This is a genomic window from Burkholderia seminalis (assembly GCF_001718535.1).
GTDB lineage: Bacteria > Pseudomonadota > Gammaproteobacteria > Burkholderiales > Burkholderiaceae > Burkholderia > Burkholderia seminalis.
The window spans coordinates 655,737-678,103 of the sequence record NZ_CP013400.1 but is presented as its reverse complement, the minus strand read 5'-3'; the positions used below and the strand labels follow the sequence as shown (position 1 = coordinate 678,103).

The 22,367-nt window shown below is 63.4% G+C and carries 24 protein-coding genes and 2 pseudogenes; 18 read left to right on the top strand and 8 right to left on the bottom strand.

Translation table 11 applies throughout. The features are described from left to right. The first annotated feature begins 414 nt into the window (after positions 1-414). From WJ12_RS23795 to WJ12_RS36900, 5 genes are all read left to right on the top strand, one after another. Complete coding sequence (locus WJ12_RS23795) at positions 415-1,947, top strand: sensor domain-containing diguanylate cyclase (RefSeq protein ID WP_059558532.1); 1,533 nt, start codon at positions 415-417, stop codon at positions 1,945-1,947. A 129-nt stretch (positions 1,948-2,076) separates the two neighbouring features. Next, positions 2,077-3,147, top strand: a complete 1,071-nt coding sequence (locus WJ12_RS23790; protein WP_059558535.1) for an FUSC family protein — start codon at positions 2,077-2,079, stop codon at positions 3,145-3,147. 31 nt (positions 3,148-3,178) lie between these two features. Then, on the top strand, positions 3,179-3,472 hold the full coding sequence (locus tag WJ12_RS36070) for a hypothetical protein (protein WP_156444795.1): 294 nt from the start codon (positions 3,179-3,181) through the stop codon (positions 3,470-3,472). A gap of 5 nt (positions 3,473-3,477) precedes the next feature. Further along, positions 3,478-4,812: an argininosuccinate synthase gene (argG, locus tag WJ12_RS23785; RefSeq protein WP_059558537.1), complete on the top strand. Its 1,335-nt coding sequence runs from the start codon at positions 3,478-3,480 to the stop codon at positions 4,810-4,812. Positions 4,813-5,023: 211 nt separating this feature from the next. Continuing rightward, the gene (locus tag WJ12_RS36900) at positions 5,024-5,581 is read left to right on the top strand and encodes a hypothetical protein (protein WP_226103888.1); all 558 of its coding nucleotides are present in this window, start codon (positions 5,024-5,026) and stop codon (positions 5,579-5,581) included. Positions 5,582-5,639: 58 nt separating this feature from the next. Here the strand turns inward: WJ12_RS36900 and WJ12_RS23775 are convergent, their stop codons facing one another. Beyond that, on the bottom strand, positions 5,640-6,095 hold the full coding sequence (locus tag WJ12_RS23775) for a MarR family winged helix-turn-helix transcriptional regulator (protein WP_156444796.1): 456 nt from the start codon (positions 6,093-6,095) through the stop codon (positions 5,640-5,642). Positions 6,096-6,229: 134 nt separating this feature from the next. On the opposite strand from WJ12_RS23775, the gene WJ12_RS23770 reads away from it, so the two are divergent. The 11 genes and pseudogenes from WJ12_RS23770 to WJ12_RS36890 all read left to right on the top strand — a co-directional run. Then, positions 6,230-6,721 (top strand): flavin reductase family protein, encoded by a 492-nt coding sequence (locus tag WJ12_RS23770; protein WP_082744721.1) that lies wholly within the window; start codon positions 6,230-6,232, stop codon positions 6,719-6,721. Between the two features lie 55 nt (positions 6,722-6,776). Beyond that, the gene (locus WJ12_RS23765; RefSeq protein WP_059558693.1) at positions 6,777-8,012 is read left to right on the top strand and encodes an acyl-CoA dehydrogenase family protein; all 1,236 of its coding nucleotides are present in this window, start codon (positions 6,777-6,779) and stop codon (positions 8,010-8,012) included. Between the two features lie 17 nt (positions 8,013-8,029). After that, entirely contained in the window at positions 8,030-9,022 is a 993-nt protein-coding gene (locus tag WJ12_RS23760; protein ID WP_059558545.1) for an amidohydrolase family protein, read from the top strand. Between the two features lie 90 nt (positions 9,023-9,112). Beyond that, positions 9,113-10,480 carry an MFS transporter gene (locus WJ12_RS23755; protein WP_059558696.1) on the top strand — a complete coding sequence of 456 codons (1,368 nt, stop codon included), beginning with the start codon at positions 9,113-9,115 and terminating at the stop codon, positions 10,478-10,480. 6 nt (positions 10,481-10,486) lie between these two features. Further along, a complete protein-coding gene (locus WJ12_RS23750; RefSeq protein ID WP_059558548.1) occupies positions 10,487-11,602 on the top strand; it encodes a maleylacetate reductase in 1,116 nt (371 codons plus the stop codon). A 14-nt stretch (positions 11,603-11,616) separates the two neighbouring features. Further along, positions 11,617-12,507 carry an intradiol ring-cleavage dioxygenase gene (locus tag WJ12_RS23745; RefSeq protein ID WP_069245865.1) on the top strand — a complete coding sequence of 297 codons (891 nt, stop codon included), beginning with the start codon at positions 11,617-11,619 and terminating at the stop codon, positions 12,505-12,507. Between the two features lie 243 nt (positions 12,508-12,750). Further along, complete coding sequence (locus WJ12_RS23740; protein WP_082744715.1) at positions 12,751-13,893, top strand: porin; 1,143 nt, start codon at positions 12,751-12,753, stop codon at positions 13,891-13,893. A gap of 219 nt (positions 13,894-14,112) precedes the next feature. After that, positions 14,113-14,409 carry a Dabb family protein gene (locus WJ12_RS23735; RefSeq protein WP_069245863.1) on the top strand — a complete coding sequence of 99 codons (297 nt, stop codon included), beginning with the start codon at positions 14,113-14,115 and terminating at the stop codon, positions 14,407-14,409. After that, positions 14,406-14,603 (top strand): annotated as a pseudogene (locus tag WJ12_RS36895) (LysR family transcriptional regulator); the annotation flags it as partial. The gene WJ12_RS23735 and the pseudogene WJ12_RS36895, both read left to right, overlap by 4 nt. Further along, positions 14,522-15,169, top strand: coding sequence for a LysR substrate-binding domain-containing protein (locus tag WJ12_RS23730; protein ID WP_226103895.1), 648 nt, complete (start codon positions 14,522-14,524; stop codon positions 15,167-15,169). The pseudogene WJ12_RS36895 and the gene WJ12_RS23730, both read left to right, overlap by 82 nt. A gap of 16 nt (positions 15,170-15,185) precedes the next feature. Next, positions 15,186-15,422, top strand: a pseudogene (locus WJ12_RS36890) (HipA domain-containing protein); the annotation flags it as partial. On the opposite strand, the gene WJ12_RS36885 reads toward WJ12_RS36890, so the two are convergent. The 4 genes from WJ12_RS36885 to WJ12_RS23710 all read right to left on the bottom strand — a co-directional run bounded on the left by WJ12_RS36885 (position 15,392) and on the right by WJ12_RS23710 (position 18,111). Continuing rightward, positions 15,392-15,646, bottom strand: a complete 255-nt coding sequence (locus WJ12_RS36885; RefSeq protein ID WP_226103887.1) for a hypothetical protein — start codon at positions 15,644-15,646, stop codon at positions 15,392-15,394. The pseudogene WJ12_RS36890 and the gene WJ12_RS36885 sit on opposite strands and share 31 nt — an antisense overlap. A gap of 19 nt (positions 15,647-15,665) precedes the next feature. Continuing rightward, complete coding sequence (locus WJ12_RS23720) at positions 15,666-16,667, bottom strand: LysR family transcriptional regulator (RefSeq protein ID WP_059558560.1); 1,002 nt, start codon at positions 16,665-16,667, stop codon at positions 15,666-15,668. 99 nt (positions 16,668-16,766) lie between these two features. Then, complete coding sequence (locus WJ12_RS23715; protein WP_034185607.1) at positions 16,767-17,186, bottom strand: ATP--cob(I)alamin adenosyltransferase; 420 nt, start codon at positions 17,184-17,186, stop codon at positions 16,767-16,769. Positions 17,187-17,310: 124 nt separating this feature from the next. After that, positions 17,311-18,111 carry an AraC family transcriptional regulator gene (locus tag WJ12_RS23710; RefSeq protein ID WP_034185606.1) on the bottom strand — a complete coding sequence of 267 codons (801 nt, stop codon included), beginning with the start codon at positions 18,109-18,111 and terminating at the stop codon, positions 17,311-17,313. Between the two features lie 169 nt (positions 18,112-18,280). Between WJ12_RS23710 and WJ12_RS23705 the strand changes: the two genes are divergently transcribed. Further along, positions 18,281-18,907: a LysE family translocator gene (locus WJ12_RS23705; RefSeq protein ID WP_059558563.1), complete on the top strand. Its 627-nt coding sequence runs from the start codon at positions 18,281-18,283 to the stop codon at positions 18,905-18,907. Between the two features lie 13 nt (positions 18,908-18,920). Further along, positions 18,921-19,673, top strand: coding sequence for a class I SAM-dependent methyltransferase (locus WJ12_RS23700; protein ID WP_059558565.1), 753 nt, complete (start codon positions 18,921-18,923; stop codon positions 19,671-19,673). A 20-nt stretch (positions 19,674-19,693) separates the two neighbouring features. Here the strand turns inward: WJ12_RS23700 and WJ12_RS23695 are convergent, their stop codons facing one another. The 3 genes from WJ12_RS23695 to WJ12_RS23685 form a co-directional block, all read right to left on the bottom strand. Then, the gene (locus WJ12_RS23695; RefSeq protein WP_069245862.1) at positions 19,694-20,383 is read right to left on the bottom strand and encodes a DUF2848 domain-containing protein; all 690 of its coding nucleotides are present in this window, start codon (positions 20,381-20,383) and stop codon (positions 19,694-19,696) included. Positions 20,384-20,455: 72 nt separating this feature from the next. Then, positions 20,456-20,842, bottom strand: coding sequence for a hypothetical protein (locus WJ12_RS23690; RefSeq protein WP_011356002.1), 387 nt, complete (start codon positions 20,840-20,842; stop codon positions 20,456-20,458). A gap of 45 nt (positions 20,843-20,887) precedes the next feature. Further along, a complete protein-coding gene (locus tag WJ12_RS23685) occupies positions 20,888-22,366 on the bottom strand; it encodes a 4-hydroxyphenylacetate 3-hydroxylase family protein (protein ID WP_069245861.1) in 1,479 nt (492 codons plus the stop codon). Position 22,367 lies beyond the last annotated feature (1 nt).

The following is a 22,367-nucleotide window of genomic DNA, read 5'->3' as shown; positions in this document are numbered from 1 at the left end:
GCTTGCCAGCGCGGGGAAATGTCGCGCCATCGGGGCGTTGGCTGCGTCGGCGCGGTCGCAACCGCATGCCGCCCCAAAAACCCACGCGTTACTCGTGGTTATCCGGTTTTTCATTCCGGCCCGAAAGCAGCCGATCCTGTCGCGATCCGCCAAATACCGCGCCGACGCGCAAAATCGACACTTCTTCACTCCATTAATCAGACAAAATGACCTGGTCTGATAATTGATTCAAATCAACCTGCCCGCGCGCGATGCGGTAATGGCGCGTAACGGTTTCGAATTGCCGTTTCCGCATGCATGTTTTGCATGCGCACGCGAAAATCATGATTTCGCGAGATAATGCGGATTAATTCGAAATAATCCGCGCGCGGAACCGCCAGTCACGCGAATATCCGCCGCCCGCCACGCCCGAGGATGAAGTCACTCCCGCTGCCCGCCACGCTGCGCCGCCACACCGCGTCGATCGTGGCACGCGTTCTGTCGCCCCGCGGCGTGCTCGTTGCGGGCATCTTGCTGCTGATGTTCAGTTGGGGACTTTCCACGTCGCTATTAATCGAGGCAAGGCGCGACGCGTATGACCATGCGGTCGAAAATGCGCGCAACCTGATGCTGCTGATCGAGCGCGATATCGCGCGCAATATCGAACTCTACGATTTGTCGCTGCAAAACGTCGTCGACGGCGTCACCGATCCCGAGCTGATGACATTGCCGCCGCGCCAGCGCCACCGGCTGCTGTTCGACCGCGCGGCAACCGGCGAGTATCTCGGCTCGATTTTCGTGATGGATCCGCACGGCAATATCATGATCGATTCGAGTGCGTCGCCTGCCCGGCAAGGCAATTTCGCCGACCGCGACTATTTCGCCGTGCATCGCGACGGGCTCGCCCGCGGCCTCTACATCAGCCGCCCGTACGCTTCCCGGCTGCGCGGCGGCGCACTGACGATCGCGCTCAGCCGCCGGATCACCCTGCCCGACGGCAGTTTCGGCGGCATCGTCGTCGGCACGCTCAGCATCGACTACTTCCGCGCGCTGCTCGACGGCCTCGCGGTCGGCCGGCACGGCAGCGCGGCGATCGTCGAGGACAACGGCACGCTCGTATCGCGCCTGCCGTACGACACCCGCGTGGTCGGCCTCGACTTGCACGACTCGCCGCTGTTCATCGAGTCGCAGCGCAGCCGCATCGGCGAGCTGACCGGCATCGGCGCGATCGACGGCGTCCGGCGCATCTACGTCTACAAGCATCTCGCCGGCCTGCCGCTGATCGTCGACGTCGCGCCGGCCGAGCTCGACATCTACGCGTCGTGGCACTACCGCGCGGTCTGGACCGTCGTGCTGATGTGCCTGTTCACCGGATTCATCGCGTGGGGATCGCTCGCGCTGTCGCGCGAACTGAAGCGCCGGCAGGTCGCCGAATCGAAGCTGTACCGGCTCGCGCACACCGATTCGCTGACGGGCCTCGACAACCGCGGCACGTTCGACACGGTGCTCGCGAAAGAAGCGCAGCGCGCGGCACGCAACGGCCGGCCGCTGTCCGTGCTGTTCGTCGACGTCGATCACTTCAAGGCATTCAACGACTACTACGGCCACCCGGCCGGCGACGACGTGCTGCGCCGCGTCGCGCAATCCGCGTCGGGCTGCCTGCGCCGCAACAGCGACCATGTCGCGCGCTACGGCGGCGAGGAATTCGTCGTCACGCTGCCCGACACCGACGCGCAAGGCGCGGCCACCGTCGCCGAAGCCATCCGGTACGCGATCGCGGAGCTCGGCATCGAGCACGTGAAGAGCCCGTACGGGCGCGTCACGGCCAGCATCGGCACCGCGACCACCGCCGACGGCCGGATGAACGCCGCGACGCTGCTGCGTCGCGCCGACGAAGCGCTGTACCGCGCGAAGTCCGGCGGCCGCAACCGCGTGCTGGAAGCGCTGCCGACTCCGGCCGACGCGTGACGTCGCGTGCCGCCCGGCCGCGCCGTGGACAGCCCGCGCGCGTTCGGTTAGCGTGACGTCTGCTGCGCCAGCGGCGTCGCGCCTGCCCGCGCACGCCGCCGTGCGCGTTCCGGCCACCTCCGTTTCGTCATGACCACCCCGCTCCCTACCCGACTGCCGCCCCTGCTGCGCAATGCGCTCCGCCCGCTGCTCGACCCGTATCGCCGCTACCGGCACGCGAAGCTGATCCATGCGGCGCGCGTCGCGCTCGCGATTCTCGTGTCGATCGCGCTGTCCACCGGCCTGAACGTGCCGCACGGCGAGTGGTCGACGATCACCGTGCTGATCGTCGTCGGCGGGCTGCAGCATCACGGCAACATCCGCAAGAAAGCGGCCGAGCGCGCGCTCGGCACGTCGATCGGCGCGCTCGCGGGGCTCGGGCTGATCGTGCTGTATTCCGTCTTGCATGCGCCCGTCGCGATCTACCTGCTGATGGCCGTCGCATGCGGCATCTGCGCGTATCACGCGATCGGCAAGGCCGGCTACATCGCGCTGCTGTCGGCGATCACGATGGTGATCGTCGCCGGGCACGGCGACAACGAGATCGTCGACGGCCTGTGGCGCGCGGTGAACGTGCTGACCGGCATCGCGATCGCGCTGGCGTTCTCGTTCGCGCTGCCGCTCTACGCCACCTATTCGTGGCGCTACAAGCTCGCCGACGCGCTGCGCGCGTGCGCGGCCGTGCATGCCCGGCTCGCGGGCGACCGCCCGGTCAGCGACGACGCGCACCTGAAGGAAATGGCCGCGCTGAGCGCGCTGCTCGTGCAGCTGCGTTCGCTGATGCCGTCGGTGTCGAAGGAATGCGAGACGTCGATGGCGCAGCTCGAGGCGATCCAGCGCAGCCTGCGCCTGTGCATCGGCTACCTGGAGATCCTGTCGAGCGCGGTGCCGGCCCGCGACGACGTGGCGGCCCGCGAATACATGCGCGTCGAGATGAAGGCCGTGAACCGGCGCATCCGCGACACGCTGGTCGGCGCCAGCCGCGCGCTCAAGTTCGGCACGCCGAGCCGGCTTGCGCCGCGCCGCCGGCCGGCCGACCCGCCGCACGACGTGCCGCCGCCGCAGCTGTCCGGCTATGTGTCGATCACGGCCAAGCTGGCCGGCGAAGTCGACCAGTTGCGCGAGAAGCTGCTGGACACCGCGCAGTCGTGGAATATCTGAGGTTCCCGGCGGATGCCGGGTGTCGGGCGCAATGCTTTCATATTCCTTTCGGAATGGCGGACCGGCATTTCCATCGCGGCTGCCGCGCGTTTCGGCCGATCCGGCCCCGCAAGCCGGCCTCGCGACCGTGCTCGCCGCGGCCGGTTTCGGCCGCGATTTCGCGCCTTCCGGCCTCGCGTTCTCCGCGTGGTTAATCGCCCGTCCGGCCCGCCCGACGGGCCGGACGACGATTCCGCACGAAAATCAGCCCTTGCCCCAACTTCCCGGACAGCCGATACTCGCATATTCCGCGAAATACGATCCCACCGGCTTCAATCCACGGTAATTCCTATGAGCACGATTCTCGAAAGCCTCCCGACCGGCCAGAAGGTCGGTATCGCCTTCTCCGGCGGCCTGGACACCAGCGCTGCGCTGCACTGGATGAAACTGAAGGGCGCCGTCCCGTACGCATACACGGCGAACCTCGGCCAGCCCGACGAAGACGATTACGACGCGATCCCGAAACGCGCGATCGAATACGGCGCAGCCGGCGCCCGCCTGATCGACTGCCGTGCGCAGCTCGTCGCCGAAGGCATCGCGGCGCTGCAAAGCGGCGCGTTCCACATCACGACGGCCGGCGTCACGTACTTCAACACGACGCCGATCGGCCGCGCCGTGACGGGCACGATGCTCGTCGCCGCGATGAAGGAAGACGGCGTCAACATCTGGGGCGACGGCAGCACGTACAAGGGCAACGACATCGAGCGCTTCTACCGCTACGGCCTGCTCGTGAACCCGGATCTGAAGATCTACAAGCCGTGGCTCGACCAGACCTTCATCGACGAGCTCGGCGGCCGTGCCGAAATGTCCGAGTTCATGAACCAGGCGGGTTTCGCGTACAAGATGTCGGCCGAGAAGGCGTATTCGACCGACTCGAACCTGCTCGGCGCGACGCACGAAGCGAAGGATCTGGAAAGCCTCGAAAGCGGCATCAAGATCGTGAACCCGATCATGGGCGTCGCGTTCTGGCGCGACGACGTGAAGATCGCCGCGGAAGAAGTGACGGTGCGCTTCGAAGCCGGCCAGCCGGTCGCGCTGAACGGCGTCGAGTTCAAGGATCAGGTCGAGCTGCTGCTGGAAGCGAACCGCATCGGCGGCCGCCACGGCCTCGGCATGAGCGACCAGATCGAGAACCGGATCATCGAGGCGAAGAGCCGCGGCATCTACGAAGCCCCGGGCCTCGCGCTGCTGTACATCGCGTACGAGCGCCTCGTTACCGGCATCCACAACGAAGACACGATCGAGCAGTACCGCGAGAACGGCCGCCGCCTCGGCCGCCTGCTGTACCAGGGCCGCTGGTTCGACCCGCAGGCGATCATGCTGCGCGAAACCGCGCAACGCTGGGTCGCACGCGCGGTCACCGGCGAAGTGAAGATCGAACTGCGCCGCGGCAACGACTACTCGATCCTGAGCACGAAGTCGCCGAACCTCACGTACCAGCCGGAACGCCTGTCGATGGAGAAGGTTGCATCGACGTTCTCGCCGCGCGACCGGATCGGCCAGCTGACGATGCGCAACCTCGACATCACCGATACGCGCGACAAGCTGCGCGTGTATGCGCAAGTCGGCCTGCTGACGCCGGGCGAAGCGTCGGCACTGCCGCAGATCAAGGGCGACGACAAGTAAGCCGTCTCGCTCGACGCCGTGCCGCATTGCTGCATGCGGCACGGTCGGGCAGGCTGCGTGTGCGACGCCTCGTCGCGCACGCAGCCTGCCGCTCCCCTCCCGGCCTGTCCGCTTCCCCCCCCTTCGCATTGCACCACGCGACGCCCTCACGGCACCGCGCCGCCGCGCCCGTCATGGCAAGCTGCGAGTCATCCGCTTCCTGCCTCGACCCATGACCGCCCTTACCGTCATCCACCTGAACGGCCCGATCAACAGCGGCAAGACGACGATCGGCCTCGCGCTCGCACGCGTGCTGCCCGATGCGTGCTTCATCGACGGCGACGATCACGATGCGCCGCCCGACGACGCGCCGTTGGACGTGCAGTGGGCACTCGCGCTCGAACGTCTCGTCGCGCAGATCGCGGCCGCGCGCGAACGCCATCTGGTCATCGCCTATCCGATCGGCGAAGCGGAACACGCGCGGCTGCGCGCCGCCTGCGACGCGCGTGATGCACGGTTGTTCGTCGTCACGCTCGCACCGCCCGAAGCGATCGCGGCGTCGAAATATGAGCGGCCAGCCTGCCGCGCATGTTGTCACTGTCGCGGCGGTTCAGAACGAGGCGAACTTCGACATCTGAACTTTGTTCTCCCAAGTCCGAACGCTATCCGCGACGGGAGCCCTCGCTCGACGACGTGGAGGGCGAGCGAAAGGCGCCAGTCTTTGTGGTTTCAGTGTCGAGATGTCGCGAAGCCTTTGCCCGGTTTTGAAGGGCTCACCTGGCCGTTCTAGGCCCGAGGATAGAGCTGCTCGCTAACCAGCATCGGCGTCATGGCCGGCCTGCGCTTCGCTACGAAGATGTCAGCATAAGCTCGGCTTCGATCGAATCCAGTTTTGAATACACATCGTCAAGCGTTTTCTTAAAAAGACGCAAATTCTCCGGCGACAGTTCGCTTACAGCGACCTCCTCGAAGTGGCGCGCTATCGGCATAAGTTCGGAAACCAACTCCGTCCCCGACTTCGTCAGGTTGATCGCGACGGTCCTCGCGTTCGTCTCAAGACGACTTCGCGATACCAGCTTCATTTTCTCCATGGTCCCGATGAGCCGCGACAGCGTCGAAAGCTCGATCGTCGTCATTGCGCCGAGGTCATTCAGACGCTGGTTCGGCGTCTCCCAAAGGGCGGCCATCACACGATACATGGGCAACGTGACCCCATAGGGAGCGATGTGGCGCGAGAAAAGCTCCCCCATACGCACGCCCACGCGATTGAGGAGATAAGGAACGGAGTCGGTAAGTTTGTACACGGGTAATCCCCTGTCGATTGACAGATTCTATCAAAGCAACTGTCTCATCCGCATCAATTTCATTGGCAACATTTGCAAATGCAAATATACTGATTTCAACACGAGGCAAAAGCCCGGTTCCAACAGGAGACATGATGGAAACCCTATCCCCGCCCCCGCTCGACATCGGCACGTCCTTTCGCGCTGCAATGCGGCGTCTGACTTCTACCGTCACGATTGTTACAGCATCAGACGGGACTCGACGACACGGCATGACCATGACCGCGGTGAACTCGCTGTCGATGGACCCGCCGTCGCTCATCGTCTGCGCTAATCAGTCGACGCTCCTTCACGACATCCTCCTTTCCGCACGCAGTTTTTGCGTGAATATTTTGAAGCACGATCAGGCGAGCGTCTCTACGGCTTTTAGCGGGGCAGCTTCTCCTGAAGACCGGTTTTTTACGGGCGATTGGGCCAAGCATGCTGCAGGTGTTGACTATCTTGCGAGCGCCCAGGTCAACATCTTTTGCCGGAAAGTAGCAGCAGTGCCATTCGGCACTCACACCATCTTCATCGGCACCGCCGAGGAGGTGCTACTCAACGATGATTCGAACCCGCTTCTGTACCGAAACGCTTCGTACTGCTAGATATAAGACGATTGAAAGCCTAAGCCGTATTTCTAATATTTTGACGGAGATGGTGATGAACGTTGCAGAGAAGTCCCTGAGTGTGGCAAGCCCCACCAATCAAAACCGGTCCAGTGTGTCCGAATTGCGCGCTCGATTGACAGCGTTGCGGTCAACGATTGTGGCGCGAGCGTCGAAAGTAGAAAGCGATCGCCGCGTACCCATGGAAAGTATTAACGCGTTGCAGGATGCCGGCTACTTCGACATTGTCAAACCGAAGGAATTCGGCGGCCTGGAGTATGACTTTTCTGTGCTGGTTGATCTGAATATCGAGCTCGCCAAATGGTGCGCATCGACAGCGTGGGTTGCTGGATTGCTTTCTGCACACCAGTGGTTGGTTGCCGGATTTCCGCTGGAAGCGCAAGAAGACGTGTGGGGCGACAACCCGGACGCACTTGTCTGTGGTTCCTACGCTCCTGTATGCCAGGCCGAGCCCGCGGAGGGGGGGTATCTCATCAGCGGCCGGTGGAGTTTTGCGAGCGGTTGCGACTGCGCGCAGTGGTCGCTTTGCGCTGCGATGCTTCCCCCGACAAGTGAAGGGGCAAAACCGGGTCCCGCTTTTCTGCTGGTTCCCGAGACCGACTACGTCATCGAAGACACTTGGCACGTGGTCGGGCTCGCCGGCACGGGAAGCAAGACTCTTGTGCTCGACAAAGTCTTCGTACCAGCACATCGCGCGCTGCTTTTCTCCGAGACGACCAGCGGAGATACGCCTGGCGCGAAAGCAAGGCCTGAGCGCAAGGGACTCATGATGCCGATGCTCAGTGCCATTCCGTCGTGCCTGGCTTCCGTTGCCGTGGGTACCGCACATGGCGCGCTAGACGACTACCTGGAGCGGACGGCTCGGCGCGTGACGCGCGGCGCGGTCGCCGGTGGTCAGAACCGAATGGCCGAATTCCCCACCATTCAACTCCGCGTTGCCGAGGCGGCGGCAAGTTGTGATGCAGCGAAGAAGATCCTGCTTTCGGATCTTCGAGAGCGGGAGGCCACAGTTGAACAAGGTGAAAAGATCTCGATCGAGGACAGGATCACCAGTCGGCGCGGACATTCCTTCGCCGTGTCGCTCGCAATCCGCGCCGCGGAAGCCCTGAATGCATCGACAGGAGGGCAAGGACTTGACCTTGCGCATCCGGTGCAACGTGCGTGGCGCGACGCCAATGCTGTCGGAAGGCACATCAGCATGAACTGGGATTCAGTCGGCACGATGTACGGGCAAATGGCACTCGGCCTCGAGCCGAAGGGTCAATACTAAGTTTCAAGGAGCTTTCCATGTCGTTCAAGGTAGAGAAAAAAATCGCGTTGGAAGAACATTTCGCGATGGCGGAGACAGTGCAGGATTCAGCAGGGTTCGTACCGCCGTCCTATTGGGTCGAACTCAAAGCTCGGCTGCTCGACATTCAAGACCGTCGGATCCAAGAAATGGACGAGAACGGCGTTGACCTGATGATTCTGTCGCTCAACGCCCCCACCGTGCAGGCGATCCCGGACACGAACGCAGCATACGAATTGTCCCGTCGGGCAAACGATTTTCTCGCCGGGCAGATTGCGAAGAATCCTAACCGCTTCAAAGGTTTTGCCGCTCTTCCAATGCAGTCGCCGGAACTGGCAGCGCGCGAACTGGAACGCTGTGTCAAGGAGCTTGGTTTCGTCGGCGCGCTCGTCAACGGCTTCTCGCAGGTCGAAGGTGGTAATGAGGTTCTTTATTACGATCTGCCGCAATTTCGTCCGTTTTGGTCGATGGTGCAGGCGCTCGACGTGCCATTCTATTTGCATCCGCGCAATCCGCTTCCCGCGCATGCTCCCATCTATGCAGGCCACCCGTGGTTACTGGGCCCTACTTGGGCGTTTGGTCAGGAAACGGCGGTCCATGCGTTGCGCCTGATGGGTTCGGGCCTTTTTGACGAATTCCCGGCCCTGAAGATCATCCTCGGACACATGGGCGAGGGCCTCCCGTACAGCATGTGGCGAATTGACAATCGCAATGCATGGGTGGAAACCGTACCGAACTATCCGGCAAAGAAGCGCATCGCTGATTATTTCCACGCGAACTTCTGGCTGACGACGTCGGGCAACTTTCGGACGCAGACCTTGGTGGATGCAATGCTCGAAATCGGCTCGGACCGGATCCTCTTTTCGACCGACTGGCCGTTTGAAAACGTGAATCATGCAGCTGATTGGTTTGACGCTGCTTCAATTAGCGATAACGACCGCGTCAAGATCGGTCGGACCAACGCCGAACGCCTGTTCAAGCTTGACCGGTGAGCGGCAACTCGCGAAAGCAAAGCACATAAGAGCAGATGACCCGCCGCAAGCGGCGGGCAAAGCCCGCGCAGTCATATGGAGACAGACAACATGCTGAAAGAGTCGATTGATGTACACAAGGAGCTTGCCGATGCGCGCGTCGGCCCGATGCACATACGGCTTGGCGTGCTGCTCGCGCTGCTGACGATGTTCGACGGGTACGATACCTTCAATCCCGCCTATGTGATCCATTATGTGCATGGCCCGTGGGGCCTGTCGCTCCAACAAGCGGGCATGCTTGTCTCAAGCGGACTCGTGGGATTCCTCGTCGGTGCAGCTGTGCACGGGGCGGTCGCAGACCGTCTGGGTCGACGCGTTACGCTCATCGGTGGCTTGTGGATTACCACCATCTTCTCCTTGCTCACCGCGTTATTGGCAGATTCGTTCGCCTCGTTTTGCACGCTTCGAGTGCTCACTGGCCTCGGCCTGGGCGTCCTGCTCCCGCTGTCAACGACCTACATTAATGAGCTTGCGCCGCGCCGTGTGGCTAATACCTTCGCTCTGTGGGGTGTCGCCCTAGGGTGGGCAATGGGCGGCGCAGCAGCAGGCTTAGTGGGGGTTTTCCTCACGCCGCACACGGGGTGGCAAGGACTTTACTGGGTCGGCTCACTATCGGTCATTCTCTTGCCCTTCTTGCATCTGTATCTCCCTGAATCACCAAAGTTCTCCCTGATACGCGGATGCGATGAGGACGTGAAGAGCGTCCTTGCGAAATTGCGGCCAGAACGGGCAGATACGTACAGAGATTGCAGTGTGTTGCGAGCATCAGTGACGCAACGCGCCTCCGTGTTCAGCTTGCTTGCCCGGCCTTGGCGCCAGCTCTCGCTGTCTATCTGGGCAACGAGTTTTCTTAGCTTGTTTTGCATCTTCGGCCTCTCGGCGTGGATTCCAACCCTCATGCAGGCGCGAGGCGAAAGCTTCTCGGCAAGCTTTGCCTTCGGCGCGCTGATGCAAATGATGTCTTTCGTTGGTGGGCTGGTTTGTGGGTATCTTGTCGACCGTACGGGTCGAACACGTATGTGGTTATGCGTGTGGTCGCTCGGTGGCGCCACGGCGATGTTGTGTCTCGTTTTCTTTCACCAGCATTGGATAAATCTCCTTTGCAGTGCAGTTGCGGGATTTTGCATCATTGGTGGTCAATTCGTTCTAAACAACTTCACCGCCACCTCATACGAGACAGAGATGAGGGCAACTGCTGTAGGCATGGAATTGGCGGTCGGGCGCCTCGGCGCCATTCTTGGGCCGTTCATTGGCGGCGCGCTGCAGCAAATCTTCGACGGCGGCAATAGCGTGCTGATCGCGATGGGTGTCGCCGCGGCAGGTGGTGCGCTCTGCATTCTCCTCGCACAGAAGAAGTCGTGTCGTTTCGAGATTCAGCCGGCGAAGAAGCCGTCCGCCGCTGGTACCGCACAAGGGTGAATTGATATGGGTAACAGATCCGCCCAATGCCGTGCGCCATTCACTTACGAAGGCCTCCAGACCCGGGTGATTTTCGGGTCGGGCACCAGACGTGTAGTACGAGAAGAAGTCGAACGGCTGGGCCTCTCGCGTATTTTGGTTCTGTACGGTCCGCTGCACGCGGCTATCGGGTCCGAGATCACGAAACAACTCGGCCCGAGGCACGCGGGAACATTTGCCGGCGCTCGGATGCATACGCCTGTCAGTGTCACCGAAGAAGCACTTGATATCGCTGCTGAGCTGAAGGTCGACGGGGTTGTCTCAATGGGGGGCGGCTCGACCACGGGACTTGCGAAGGCGCTGGCCCTTCGAACCGATATGCCTCAGATTATCCTGCCTACGACCTATGCAGGATCCGAGATGACGCCGATTCTGGGTGAAACGGTCGATGGTGTCAAAACGACGTTGCGCAGCCCAAAAGTGTTGCCCGAGACAGTGATCTATGACGTCGACCTGACAATGGAGATGCCTGTGGGCCTCTCTGGTGTGAGCGGCATGAACGCACTTGCACACGCGATCGAGGCGTTGTATGCCCGCGATGCCAATCCCGTCATCAGCGCCCTCGCGCTTCAAAGCGTTCGCGCGCTGGTGAAGGCTTTGCCTCGGATCCATTCGGATGGCTCAGACGTGGGCGCGCGTACGGATGCGTTGTACGGAGCGTGGCTCGCCGGTATGTGTCTAGGATCGGTGGGGATGGCCTTGCACCACAAGTTATGTCACACGCTAGGTGGTGCATTCGATCTGCCCCACGCGGAGACACATGCGATCGTGTTGCCGCATTCTCTCGCTTATAACGCATCGGCGATCCCGGAAGTGATAAGCCAACTCCGCGAAGCGCTCGGGGTGACGGATGTTCCGGCCGAACTTCAGCGCGTCAATGATGCCGTTGGCGTGCCTCGCGGCCTTGGCGCGATCGGAATGCCGGAAGCCGGTGTCGAACAAGCGGTGGACCTCGCGCTCGCCAACCCATACTGGAACCCCCGACCTCTTGAGCGCCAAGGACTGCTGGACCTGATCTCGCGCGCGTATCGAGGTGAGCCTGCGGTGTGCGAGGCTGTTTCGGGCGGATGTCATACAGCGTAAATAGAGATCCTGACATGAACGCGAAAGAACCAACGTCGTACCCGCTTTTCGACGAATCAGCATCAGCAGAAATAGTCAACGCGAGAATTGGCCCGAACGTACCCGCGCGAACGCGAATCATCGCCGAAGCAGTCGTTCGGCATCTTCATGCCGCGGTCAAGGAAATCGAACCGTCGCACGAAGAATGGCTGGCGGCCATCCATTTCCTGACCGATACAGGGCATATGTGTACAGAATGGCGGCAGGAGTTCATTTTGCTGTCGGATGTACTCGGCGTCTCGATGCTTGTAGATGCCATCAATCATCGCCGTCCGGGAAGCGCGACCGAAAACACGATCTTGGGACCGTTCTTCGTGGACGGTGTTCCGGTATCTCCGCACGGCACCAATATTTGTCGCGACCATAAAGGCGAACCCCTTGTTGTGCGGGCCCGGGTCACCGATGTCGACGGTAACCCGGTCGCTGGTGCAGTGATCGATGTGTGGCAGACCAATGACGACGGGTTTTACGACGTACAACAAAAAGGAGTCCAGCCCGACGGAAACCTCCGTGGCAAATTTCAGTCCGACGCTAATGGTGACTTTTGGCTGCGGTCGGTCAAACCGCGGTTTTATCCAGTGCCCGATGATGGCCCCGTCGGAAAGATGCTCGCTGCCCTCGGCCGGCACCCCAACCGTGCCGCTCACATACATTTCATCGTCCAGGCGCCAGGCTTTGAGACGGTCATCACTCACATTTTCACACCGGATTGTCGCTATCTCGCCGAGGACACCGTGTTTGGCGTGAAAGAGAGCCTGATCGGGAATTTCAAGCGCACCGACGATCCCAAAGAAGCGGCTGCTCTGGAATTCTCGAATCCGTTCTGGAAAGTTCACCAGAATTTTGTCCTGAAATTTGTTGAGTAGGTTGCGCTTAGCGTTTGCTACTTACAGCACCGCCCCGCTTTGTGCAGAAGCTGCGGCATGAACGTTCTACCGTCATCAACCCGACGTAGCCGGAAAATTATCAAGCATCTATAAGGATCACGTTCAACTGATTACTCTTCTCGACACAAATATTTATTTCGCATAACGAATAAAAAAGCATTTTTAAAACCTTCAATAGACGTATCAAGAAAACCAAAGCAAATACAGAAATCAGGAGACGAAATGAGAGCACGTTATGCGCTTGTCGCAGCTGCATCCGTGACAGGAAGCTGCTTGTGGTCCACCGCTTTCGCCCAAAGCAGCGTGACCTTGTACGGGATTCTTGATACCGGCGTTGAACTGGTCACACATGCAAACACCAACGGCAACCGGGTGGTTCGGATGCCGTCTATTACAGGACAAATTCCATCTCGTTGGGGCTTTCGAGGGAAGGAGGATCTCGGTGGCGGGATTTCCGCAATCTTTGCGCTGGAAAATGGGTTCAACGTTTCGAGCGGAACTCTCAACCAGGGAGGCCGCCTGTTCGGCAGGCAGGCGTGGGTTGGCGTGCAGGGTCCTTTCGGCACGTTCACTTTCGGTCGCCAATACACGATGACATTTTGGGCAATCCAAGACGCCGACGTGTTAGGGCCGGACGTATATAACGGCGTGGGTTCATTCGATCTTGCCATCCCGAACGCACGTAGCGACAACACGATTGCGTGGAAAGGCACCTTTGCGGGAGTAACCGCTGGCGCCACTTATTCGTTCGGGCGTGATGCCGGAGGAAATTCGCCGGGACAGGGCTCATGCGTTGGGTCCGTGGCCGGGAGTTATATGGACTGCAAGGAATGGTCGGTCATGTTGCGGTATGACGTGCCTAATTTTGGCGTCGCGGCAGCGTACGACGAACAGCGTGGCGGTAACCAGGCAGCTGCAAACTTTTTCAATGGCGTCGCGCCTTTTCCGCTGACACAGTCTGGGGATAAAGACATACGCATGCAGTTAAACGGGTACGCGATCGCGGGACAACTAAAGATCGGCGCAGGGTGGCTTGGGCGACGAGTTGAGACGGTATCGACGACTGTACCGGACGTTCATTCCGACCAGTTCTATCTGACGGCCGCGTATCTTTTCACTCCGGCGGTTAACGTCGATGGCGGAGTCTTCAGAATACTTAACGCCACGCAGAACGCCCGGGGCACAATCGTAACCTTGCGGACCACGTATTTCATGTCAAAGCGGACTGCGATGTATTTTCAAGGGGGATATCTTTTCAACAGCCCACATGCGAGATACACCGTCAGTCAAGGTGGAGGCGGAACAACACCTGGCGCCGGCATGGGGCAATTGGGACTCATGGCGGGGATTCGCCAAATGTTCTAAGCGGCGTTGCTTTCTTTGCACGCCAAGAAAGAATGCATCTCTCTCCGTTGCTCTGGTCGACCGTACATCCATAACGCATTGCCATGGTGCCGAACGCCGTTCACGCGGGAGGCGTTGGCAGACTGGCTTTCGTTGTCGAACCATAGCCGAGGTTGTAGCGACCATCGGACCAAGACGGGCAAATGAACCATACACGTGATACGTACGGCCGAGGATAAAATGGTAAAACACATTGTGATGTGGAACGTACTAGGTGACACGGCTGAAGAGAAGGCACAAGCGGCGGGTGTCATCAAGCGATCGTTCGAAGGTTTGATAGGGAAAATTCCTGGCATGCTGAAACTCGAGATCGGGCTCGACTTCAGCCGCATCGACTACGCGTGCGACGTGGTACTCGTCTCCGAATTCGAGAGTCGCGAAAGCCTTCATGCCTACGCTACGCACCCCGAACATTTACGTGTTCGAGACGAGCTTGTCGGCTTGCGGATCAGTCGGCATCAGGTCGATTATCTTTGACAGCCGACGAAGCTGGAGCGCCCCCCGGTTCCGTTGTTCGTTGCCGCCGACGGCCACGAAAAGCCAAAGCCCGAACGTCTCATGCTCCTCGCTTCTTCTCGACGCTGGCCGCATCGGGCAGCCTGAGCGCGGCCGCGCGCGAACTCGGGCTGACCGCGGCGGCCGTCAGCAAGCGGCTCACGCAGATGGAGCGGCGCGCGGGCATGACGCTCGTCAACCGCACGACGCGACGGATGATGCTGACGCCCGAAGGCGACGTGTATCTCGACTACGCGCGCCGGATCCTCGACCAGATGGACGAGCTCGGCGAACTGCTCGGCAGCGCGAAGCAGCGGCCGAAAGGGCTGCTGCGCGTGAACGCGACGCTCGGGTTCGGGCGCAGCCATGTCGGCCCCGCGATCTCGCACTTCGTCGCGCGGCGGCTCGCGCTGAACCGCCGGCTGCTTGTGCGCGGCGCCCGCGTATCTCGCGCGGCGCGGCACGCCACACGGAAGCCGTGCGGATCAACGGCAACCTGACGACGAACGACGGCGAGATCGCGGCGAAGTGGGCGCTCGACGGACACGGGATCCTGATGCGCGCGGAATGGGACCTGCGCGACTATCTCGCGGACGGGCGTCTCGTCGTCGTGCTGCCCAATCACGAAACGCCGAGCGCCGATATCTACGCGGTGTATGCGCAACGTCACCAGACGTCCGCGCGGATTCGCGCATCCGTGGATTTTCTGGCGGAAGAGCTGAGGCGGTTGAAGGCGGCGTAGCGACAAGAAGTAGAAAATGCCAGTATCCTGGCCGAATCACCCATCAATCGCCAGAATACTTGCACCTTGGAATCCACCCAACCTGGTTCTCCGCTCCTGCACCGACTTGCGTGAGCGATGGGCGCGCATCGTCTTCAACCCGCTCGTCTCGAATACGGACGACCCTCTTCGCAATCACGGCTTCATGCTCGTACCGGGCGCCGGCTGGCGACGCTCCGCCGCCTACGACATGAATCCGGTCGGGATCGCCGACGGTCTCAAGCTCAACATCACGGAAGCCGCAACGCGCTCGATCTCGAACTCGCCCGCGAGGTATGCGAATACTTCCGGGTACGCCTGGGCGAAGCCGACGACATCGTCGATGATTTCCGCGGCGTCGTCAGCCAGTGCAGAACGCTCGCGACGGGACTCGCGCTTCCTGCCCGGGAACAGGAACGCATGGCCGGCGCATTCCGCCTCGCGGACGCCTGATTTCACGTCAGGCGGCACCCTGCCGTCACGCCAGTTCCGCCAGCCTGCTGTCGCGATCGCGGGCGGCGATCGCCTCCCGCGCCGGCCGCCACCCTGCCGCCCCCGCCGCCGCCAGCCCTTCATGCTCGTGCGCGGCCTGCACGAAACGCTCGGCGATCCAGTCGACGAACGCGCGCACGCCGGGCGACACATGCGGGCGCTTCACGTAGACCGCCGACACGGCGGCCGGCTCGGGTTGCCAGCACGGCAGCACTTCCCGCAGCCGGCCCGCGTCGATCAGCGGCTGCGCGGCGATGCGCGTCGGCTGGATCAGCCCGAGGCCGTGCACGCCGCAGGCCAGGTACGCCTGCTCGTCGTCCACGCTGACGATGCTGTCGAGCCGGACCTTGCGCACGCCGTCGTCCGCGACGAAATCGAGTTCGGCCGAGCGCTGGCCGGGTACCCGCGCGCCGCTGACCGCGCGGTGCGCCGTGAGCGCGTCGAGCGTGCGCGGAACGCCGAAGCGGTCGAGATACGCCGGGCTCGCGCACGTCACGCGTTCGAGCGTGCCGAGCCGGCGCGCGACGAGCGACGAATCGGGCAGCGCGCCCAGCCGGATGCCGCAGTCGACCGTGTCGGCGTCGCGATCGCCCGCGCGCCCGGCCACGCCCAGCATCAGCACGAGATCGGGATGCCGGGCGTGAAACGCGTCGAGCGCCGGCAGCACGATCGCACCGGCCACCGACGCCGGCACCTCGACGCGCAGCGGCCCGCCCGGATGCCGCGCGGCGCCGCGCATGCTGGCTTCGAGCTCGTCGACGTCCGCCGTGATGCTCACGCAGCGCCGGTAATACGCGTCGCCTTCGGACGTCGTCCGCAGCGCGCGCGTCGTGCGCACCAGCAGCGGCGTGCCGAGCGCCGCCTCGAGCTCCTGCACGGTCCGCGTCGCGGTGGCGCGCGAAATGCCGAGCGCCTGCGCCGCGCGTGTAAAGCTGTTCATTTCGACGATGCGCGTGAAGATGCGCATCGCGCGGATCGGATTGTCCACCGGTCACCCCTGCGTGGTTGCGACAGGCCGCGGCGCGCGTGCGCGCACCGTACACGGTTGTCGATGTCGACGAAAGCCGCGCGGCGCGCGGCGGCCGGGTCAGGCGTTCGCCGCGGCGATGCGGCGCGCGGGTTCGGCGAGCAGCCGTTGCGCGAGCGCCAGCGCGTCTTCGCGGCTCGCCGCCGCGTTCAGCGGATAGCCCCAGACCTTCTCGAACGTGCCCGAGAATGCATCGAGCGCGGCACGCCGGGCCGCATCGGGCTCGATCGCGATCATCGCCGGGATCCATTCGCGCGACTGCGCACGGTTGGCCTTGCTCCACTTCGCGAGCTGCTTGCGCATCTCGTGGTCGGTATCGCCGCGATCGTCGCCGGACGGCGCGTCGTCGGTCAGAAGAACGAAGCGTTCGCCGCGCGCCAGCAACGCGTCGAGCTCGGCGATCAACCGGGCCGGTTCGAAGTGCGTCGAACCGCGGTAACGCAGCCAGACGAACGGGAATTCAGTCGTGGTGATTTGCATGTCGACCTCCAGATGAGAACGATTCTCATTTTATGGATCGAGGCCAAACGCGTCATTTCTCATCCCGGCCAACTGCTTTTTCAATCTGGCCAAACCTGCGCATCCGCGGGCGCGGCCGGCGCGTTCAGCGTTGCCGGTCGGTCAGGAATTGCGTCGGCGACTTGCCGGTCGCCTTGCGGAACATCGTCACGAAACTGCTCGCGCTCTCGTAGCCGAGGTCGATCGCGATCTGGTGCACGCGGCGGCCGGTCGTCAGCATCCGCAGCGACAGCGCGACGTGCAGCCGCCGGCGCCAGTCGCCGAGGCTCATCCCGAGCTCCTTCGTCGCGAGCCGTGTGAGGCTGCGCTCGCTGATGCCCGCGCGCCGTGCGAGTTCGGCCAGCGGCGACTTGTCGGCTGGATCGTCGAGCAGATGGTCGATCAGCTTGCGCAGCCGGCGGTCGGTCGGCATCGGCAGGTACAGGTCCTCGACCGGCGCCGCGACGAGTTCGTCGAGCAGCGTCGCCATCAGCCGCCCCTGCGGCCCGTCGACGTCGTACAGGTTCGGAAAGCTCGCGGCCTTCAGCAGCAGTTCGCGCAGCAGCGGCGACACGGACAGCGTGCAGCAGCGCGCGGGCAGGTCGAGCGCGGCGTCGGGTTCGACCAGCACCGCGTAGAAGGTCGCGCCGGCCGAGCCGCGCGCCGCGTGCGGAACATCGCCGGGAATCCACACCGTGCATTGCGGGGGCGCGCTCCACACGCCGCCGTCGATCTCGCAATAGACGACGCCGCTCAGCGTGTAGAGCAGCTGCGCCTGGCGATGGCTGTGGCGCTCCAGCCGCCATTCGGGCTCGACGACCGAACCGCCGAACACGACGAGCGGACGCGGCACGTGATAGACGTCGGCGTCCGCGGCGGGATGGGTGGTCGGTGGAAGCTCGCGCATGAAACGATAGGCGGTGGAAGAAGCCGGACGCCGTGCCGCACGTCGTTTCGTGCTTATACCAGAAAGGCGCCGGCACGGCCGGGCCGTTCAAGCACGCGTCAGCGGCCGCCCGCCGAACCGAATACAATGCCCCGATCCCCCGCCGCCGCGCCAACCTGCCGGAGCCGCCATGTTCGACCTGACCACGCTGACCACTTTCACCGCCGTCGTCCTGGGCCTGTTCCTGATCCCCGGCCCGGCCGTGCTGCTCGTGCTGAGCCGCACCGTGCAGGGCGGGCGCAAGACCGGCATCCTGACCGGCCTCGGCGTCGCGAGCGGCGACTTCGTGCATACGCTGTTTGCGGCCGTCGGGTTGTCCGCGCTGCTGATGACGTCGGCGCTCGCATTCAACGTCGTGAAGCTGGTCGGCGCCGCGTACCTGCTCTATCTCGGCGTGCGTGCGCTGCTGGAAAAGCCGTCCGATCCGTCGCTGCCGCAGGTGGCGCCCGTCACGCCGCTCGTCGCGTACCTGCAGGCCATTCCCGCCGAAGTGCTGAATCCGAAGACCGCGCTGTTCTTCCTCGCGTTCATGCCGCAGTTCGTGCACCCGGAGCGCGGCTCGACGTTCGTGCAGTTCGCGGTGCTCGGGCTGATCTTCGTCGTGCTCAGCTCGCTCTATACGACGCTGATCGCGTGCTCGATCCGCCCGCTCGGCCGCGTCGTGAAGCGGCTGACGTGGCTCACGCGCTGGCAGGGGAAGATCATCGGGTCGATCTTCATCGCGCTCGGGCTGCGCGTGGCCGTGCAGCAGCGCTGATACGCACGGCCGCATGACGCCTGCCGACGCGGACCGCCTCTACACCGACCCGCGCCTCGTCGCGGTCTACGACCTGTTCAACGCGGGCGATCGCGACTTCGCGTTCTATGCAGCCGTGATCGGCCCCGCGCCGCAGCGCATCCTCGATCTCGGCTGCGGCACCGGCACGTTCGCACGCCGGCTCGCGGCGGCCGGGCACGAGGTCGTCGCGATCGATCCGGCGCCGGCAATGATCGATTACGCACGACGCCAGCCGCGCGCCGACACCGTGCGCTGGCACGCATGCGAACTCGGCAGCCTGCCGCCCGCCGCACCGTTCGATGCGGTCGTGATGACCGGGCATGCGTTCCAGTGCCTGCTGTCCGATGATGAAATCGACGCGACGCTGCGCGGCGTGCGACGCGTGCTCGCCGACGGCGGCCGCTTCCTGTTCGACACCCGCAACCCGCACGTCGCACCGTGGCGCGCGTGGACGCCCGCGCGTTCGGCATGCAGCGTCGAATCGCGCGACTTCGGCCGCGTCGATCTCCATCACGCGGTGCGTGCGGTCGACGACGCGATCGTGACGTTCGACACGCACTACCGCTTCCGCCGCGACGACACGGTGCTGACGAACACGAGCCGACTGCGTTTCATCGCGCAGCCCGCCCTGCAGGCGCGCGTGTCGGCAGCCGGTTTCGCATCGGCCGAGTGGTGCGGCGACTGGCAACGCGCGCCTTTCGACGAAACGATCAGCGCGGAGATCATCGCGATCTGCCGCGCATGAGCGCGCGTGCGCCGGTGGCGTCAGCCCGCGACCGGTAGCGTGTCCACCGCATACGCATGCCGGATCGTGCGGCCCAGCACCGGATCCTCCAGCTCGATCTCGAACCGCTCGGCCGGCCGGATGCCGCCGATCGCGGCCAGCGTTCCGCACAGCATCGCGGTGCCGTTCTCGAAACGGCCGCCGTGGCGCGCGAACTGCGCGAGCAGATCGTCCGGCGCGCGCATCGCCGTCACCCGGCCTTCCTGATACAGCACGCGCTCGCCGTCGATCGTCGCGTACGCGCGCAGCACGAGCTGATCCCAGTGACCGGCCACGTCGTCGAACTTCCACAGCGTGCTCGCGCACGGCTTGCCGCACATCTGCTTCGACACGGTGATCCCGTATGTCTCGACTTCGCGGTCGGTGTGGTCGGATGCGATGCCGACGAAGGTCTCGCCGCCGGCGCGCACCAGCACGAATTCCGCTTCGCCGCTGCTCTGCCCGCCCGATACCTGGATCGCGGGCGACGGGTCGAGGCGGTCGGCCGCAACGCGGTAGAAGACCGGCGTCGTCGCCGGGCGCCTGACGCCGAGCGCCTCCAGCTCGCGGATGTGCCGCTCCATGGCCGCCGTGTCACGGCCGGTCCAGCCCGCGATCACGAGCGTGTCGATCGCGATCGCGCGCTCGGTGCGGCCGTCGCGACCGTCGATCGCGAACGTAATGGTTTTCATCGAATGCTCCTTGTGGCGGGGCGCGCACGCATCGCGCGGCGCCGCTCGCCGTGTGTCGTCGACCGGCCGCGCTCAGGCCGGGTCGTAGTAGTGGATCTCGAGCAGCACGCAGCCGCCGTTCGACTTGAACGGGCCGTGCCATGCGCCGGGCGGCCGCACCGCATACGTGTAGCCCTTGAACGGCGTGCCGCCGTTGCCATGCTCGTCGTTGCCGACGGTCAGGTCGCCCTCGACCAGGAACACCTCTTCCCAGTAGTCGTGCACGAACGGCTTCTTCGTATGCAGCCCCGCCGGCAGGCGCAGCAGGCGCGTGCGGCTGCCGCGCTTGCGCTCGGTATCGAGCGCGCCGGACAGAATCAGCTCCTGTGCGCCGGATGCCGGGTCATACCCTTCCGGCAGCCGCCAGTCGCGCTGCATGTCCAGCGTATGGAATTCGTCGTGAAGCTTGTTGATGGCCATCTGTCTCTCCTGAATGCGATAGCGGGTGAAGTCGGGCACGACGCGTCAAGCGGCGTGCGGCGTCGACCGTTCCTGGTTCAGCGAATAGCTGCCGAGCATCGAATCGACGAGATGCGACGCGCGCTGCCAGTCGTACGTGCGGTATGCGTGGCCCTTCGTGACGAACGACGCGCCGGCGTAGAACAGCTCGTACTGGTTGTGGCGCGACGCGAATTCGGAGCCGACCGCGTCCCATGCGAGCTTGAAGAACTTCACGCGCTCCTCGGACGAACACACCGGCGACTTCTGCGTCTTCTCGATGATGCGCAGCAGGTCGGGGTTCTCGAAATCGCGCACGCTGGACGGCAGCATGATCATTCCGCCGCCCGCGAGCTCGCGCAGCGTGTTGAGCACCTTCGAATACAGCTGCTGCGTGACGACCTGCGAGCCGTACAGCATGTTGCGGTCGGGCACGTAGAAGCCGTTGACGACCGTGCCCTTCGCTTCCATCCCGTAGACCCACGCCTCGACCATCGACGCTTCGGCCGCGAGCTGGCCCAGCGTCTCGCGCACTTGCGGGAACGTGTTCGTGCCGTTGATCTCGGAAATCTTCAGGCCGAGCCCGACGAGAAAGCGCAGCTTCGTCATCAGGCGCACCTGGCACTGATAGTTCTGGTACACGTGCGCGGGCGTCGCATGAAACTGCTTCGCGCACATCGCCGTGTTGCCGGCGACGAAGATCCGTTCCCACGGCACCTTCACGTCGTCGAAGTACAGCACCGCGTCGTTCTCGTCGAAGCGGCTGGACAGCGGGTTGTCGAACACCGACGTCGCGTGCTCCTCGTACGACTTGCGCGACAGGATCTTCATGCCCTTCGCGTTCATCGGCACCGCGAACGACAGCGCGTACATCTCGTCGCCTTCGCGCAGCGGCTGGATGCAGCTGCAGAACACCTCGTTCGCCATGATCCCGCTCGTCGCGAGCATCTTCGCGCCGCGCACCGTGATGCCTTCGGCATCCTGATCGACGATGCCGACCGCGAGGTACTTGTCCTCCTGCTCGTGTGCGGCCTTCGACTGGTTCGCCTGCGGATTCACGATCACGTAGGTCAGGAACAGGTCGTTGTCGCGTGCATAACGGTAGTAGTCGCGCAGTGCGCCGGCGCGCGCCGGGTCGTATTGTTCGAACACGTCGGCGCCCATATACATGCCGGCGAGACACGACGCGACGTGGTCGGGCGAGCGGCCCATGAAGCCGTAATGCAGCTCTGACCACGCTTCCAGCGCGGCACGGCGCTCGACGAGTTCGTCATAGGACGTCGGCAGCTGCCAGATCCGGCTCACGCGGTTGCCCGTGCCGGGCGACACGAACGTCATCTTCTCAACGTTCTCGTCGCGCGCCTGGTAGTCGTACAGGCTCGCGTAGCTGCGAATCGAATTGCGGAATGCCGCATGCGCGGTCACGTCGCCGGCCGGCTGGCCGTTCAGGTAGACCTGCCGCCCGTCGCGCAGCGACGCGATGTGCTGAGTCCCGTTCTTGATCATG

Bases quoted from the DNA above. Each gene is read 5' to 3' on its own strand.
- WJ12_RS23750 (WP_059558548.1), top strand. From the start codon at position 10,487: ATGGGTAACAGATCCGCCCAATGCCGTGCGCCATTCACTTACGAAGGC.
- WJ12_RS36070 (WP_156444795.1), top strand. From the start codon at position 3,179: ATGCTTTCATATTCCTTTCGGAATGGCGGACCGGCATTTCCATCGCGG.
- WJ12_RS23695 (WP_069245862.1), bottom strand. From the start codon at position 20,383: ATGAAAACCATTACGTTCGCGATCGACGGTCGCGACGGCCGCACCGAG.
- WJ12_RS36900 (WP_226103888.1), top strand. From the start codon at position 5,024: ATGACCGCCCTTACCGTCATCCACCTGAACGGCCCGATCAACAGCGGC.
- argG (WP_059558537.1), top strand. From the start codon at position 3,478: ATGAGCACGATTCTCGAAAGCCTCCCGACCGGCCAGAAGGTCGGTATC.
- WJ12_RS23770 (WP_082744721.1), top strand. From the start codon at position 6,230: ATGGAAACCCTATCCCCGCCCCCGCTCGACATCGGCACGTCCTTTCGC.
- WJ12_RS23735 (WP_069245863.1), top strand. From the start codon at position 14,113: ATGGTAAAACACATTGTGATGTGGAACGTACTAGGTGACACGGCTGAA.
- WJ12_RS23705 (WP_059558563.1), top strand. From the start codon at position 18,281: ATGTTCGACCTGACCACGCTGACCACTTTCACCGCCGTCGTCCTGGGC.
- WJ12_RS23710 (WP_034185606.1), bottom strand. From the start codon at position 18,111: ATGCGCGAGCTTCCACCGACCACCCATCCCGCCGCGGACGCCGACGTC.
- WJ12_RS23685 (WP_069245861.1), bottom strand. From the start codon at position 22,366: ATGATCAAGAACGGGACTCAGCACATCGCGTCGCTGCGCGACGGGCGG.
- WJ12_RS23715 (WP_034185607.1), bottom strand. From the start codon at position 17,186: ATGCAAATCACCACGACTGAATTCCCGTTCGTCTGGCTGCGTTACCGC.
- WJ12_RS23740 (WP_082744715.1), top strand. From the start codon at position 12,751: ATGAGAGCACGTTATGCGCTTGTCGCAGCTGCATCCGTGACAGGAAGC.
- WJ12_RS23790 (WP_059558535.1), top strand. From the start codon at position 2,077: ATGACCACCCCGCTCCCTACCCGACTGCCGCCCCTGCTGCGCAATGCG.
- WJ12_RS23765 (WP_059558693.1), top strand. From the start codon at position 6,777: ATGAACGTTGCAGAGAAGTCCCTGAGTGTGGCAAGCCCCACCAATCAA.
- WJ12_RS23755 (WP_059558696.1), top strand. From the start codon at position 9,113: ATGCTGAAAGAGTCGATTGATGTACACAAGGAGCTTGCCGATGCGCGC.
- WJ12_RS23795 (WP_059558532.1), top strand. From the start codon at position 415: ATGAAGTCACTCCCGCTGCCCGCCACGCTGCGCCGCCACACCGCGTCG.
- WJ12_RS23745 (WP_069245865.1), top strand. From the start codon at position 11,617: ATGAACGCGAAAGAACCAACGTCGTACCCGCTTTTCGACGAATCAGCA.
- WJ12_RS23690 (WP_011356002.1), bottom strand. From the start codon at position 20,842: ATGGCCATCAACAAGCTTCACGACGAATTCCATACGCTGGACATGCAG.
- WJ12_RS23760 (WP_059558545.1), top strand. From the start codon at position 8,030: ATGTCGTTCAAGGTAGAGAAAAAAATCGCGTTGGAAGAACATTTCGCG.
- WJ12_RS23700 (WP_059558565.1), top strand. From the start codon at position 18,921: ATGACGCCTGCCGACGCGGACCGCCTCTACACCGACCCGCGCCTCGTC.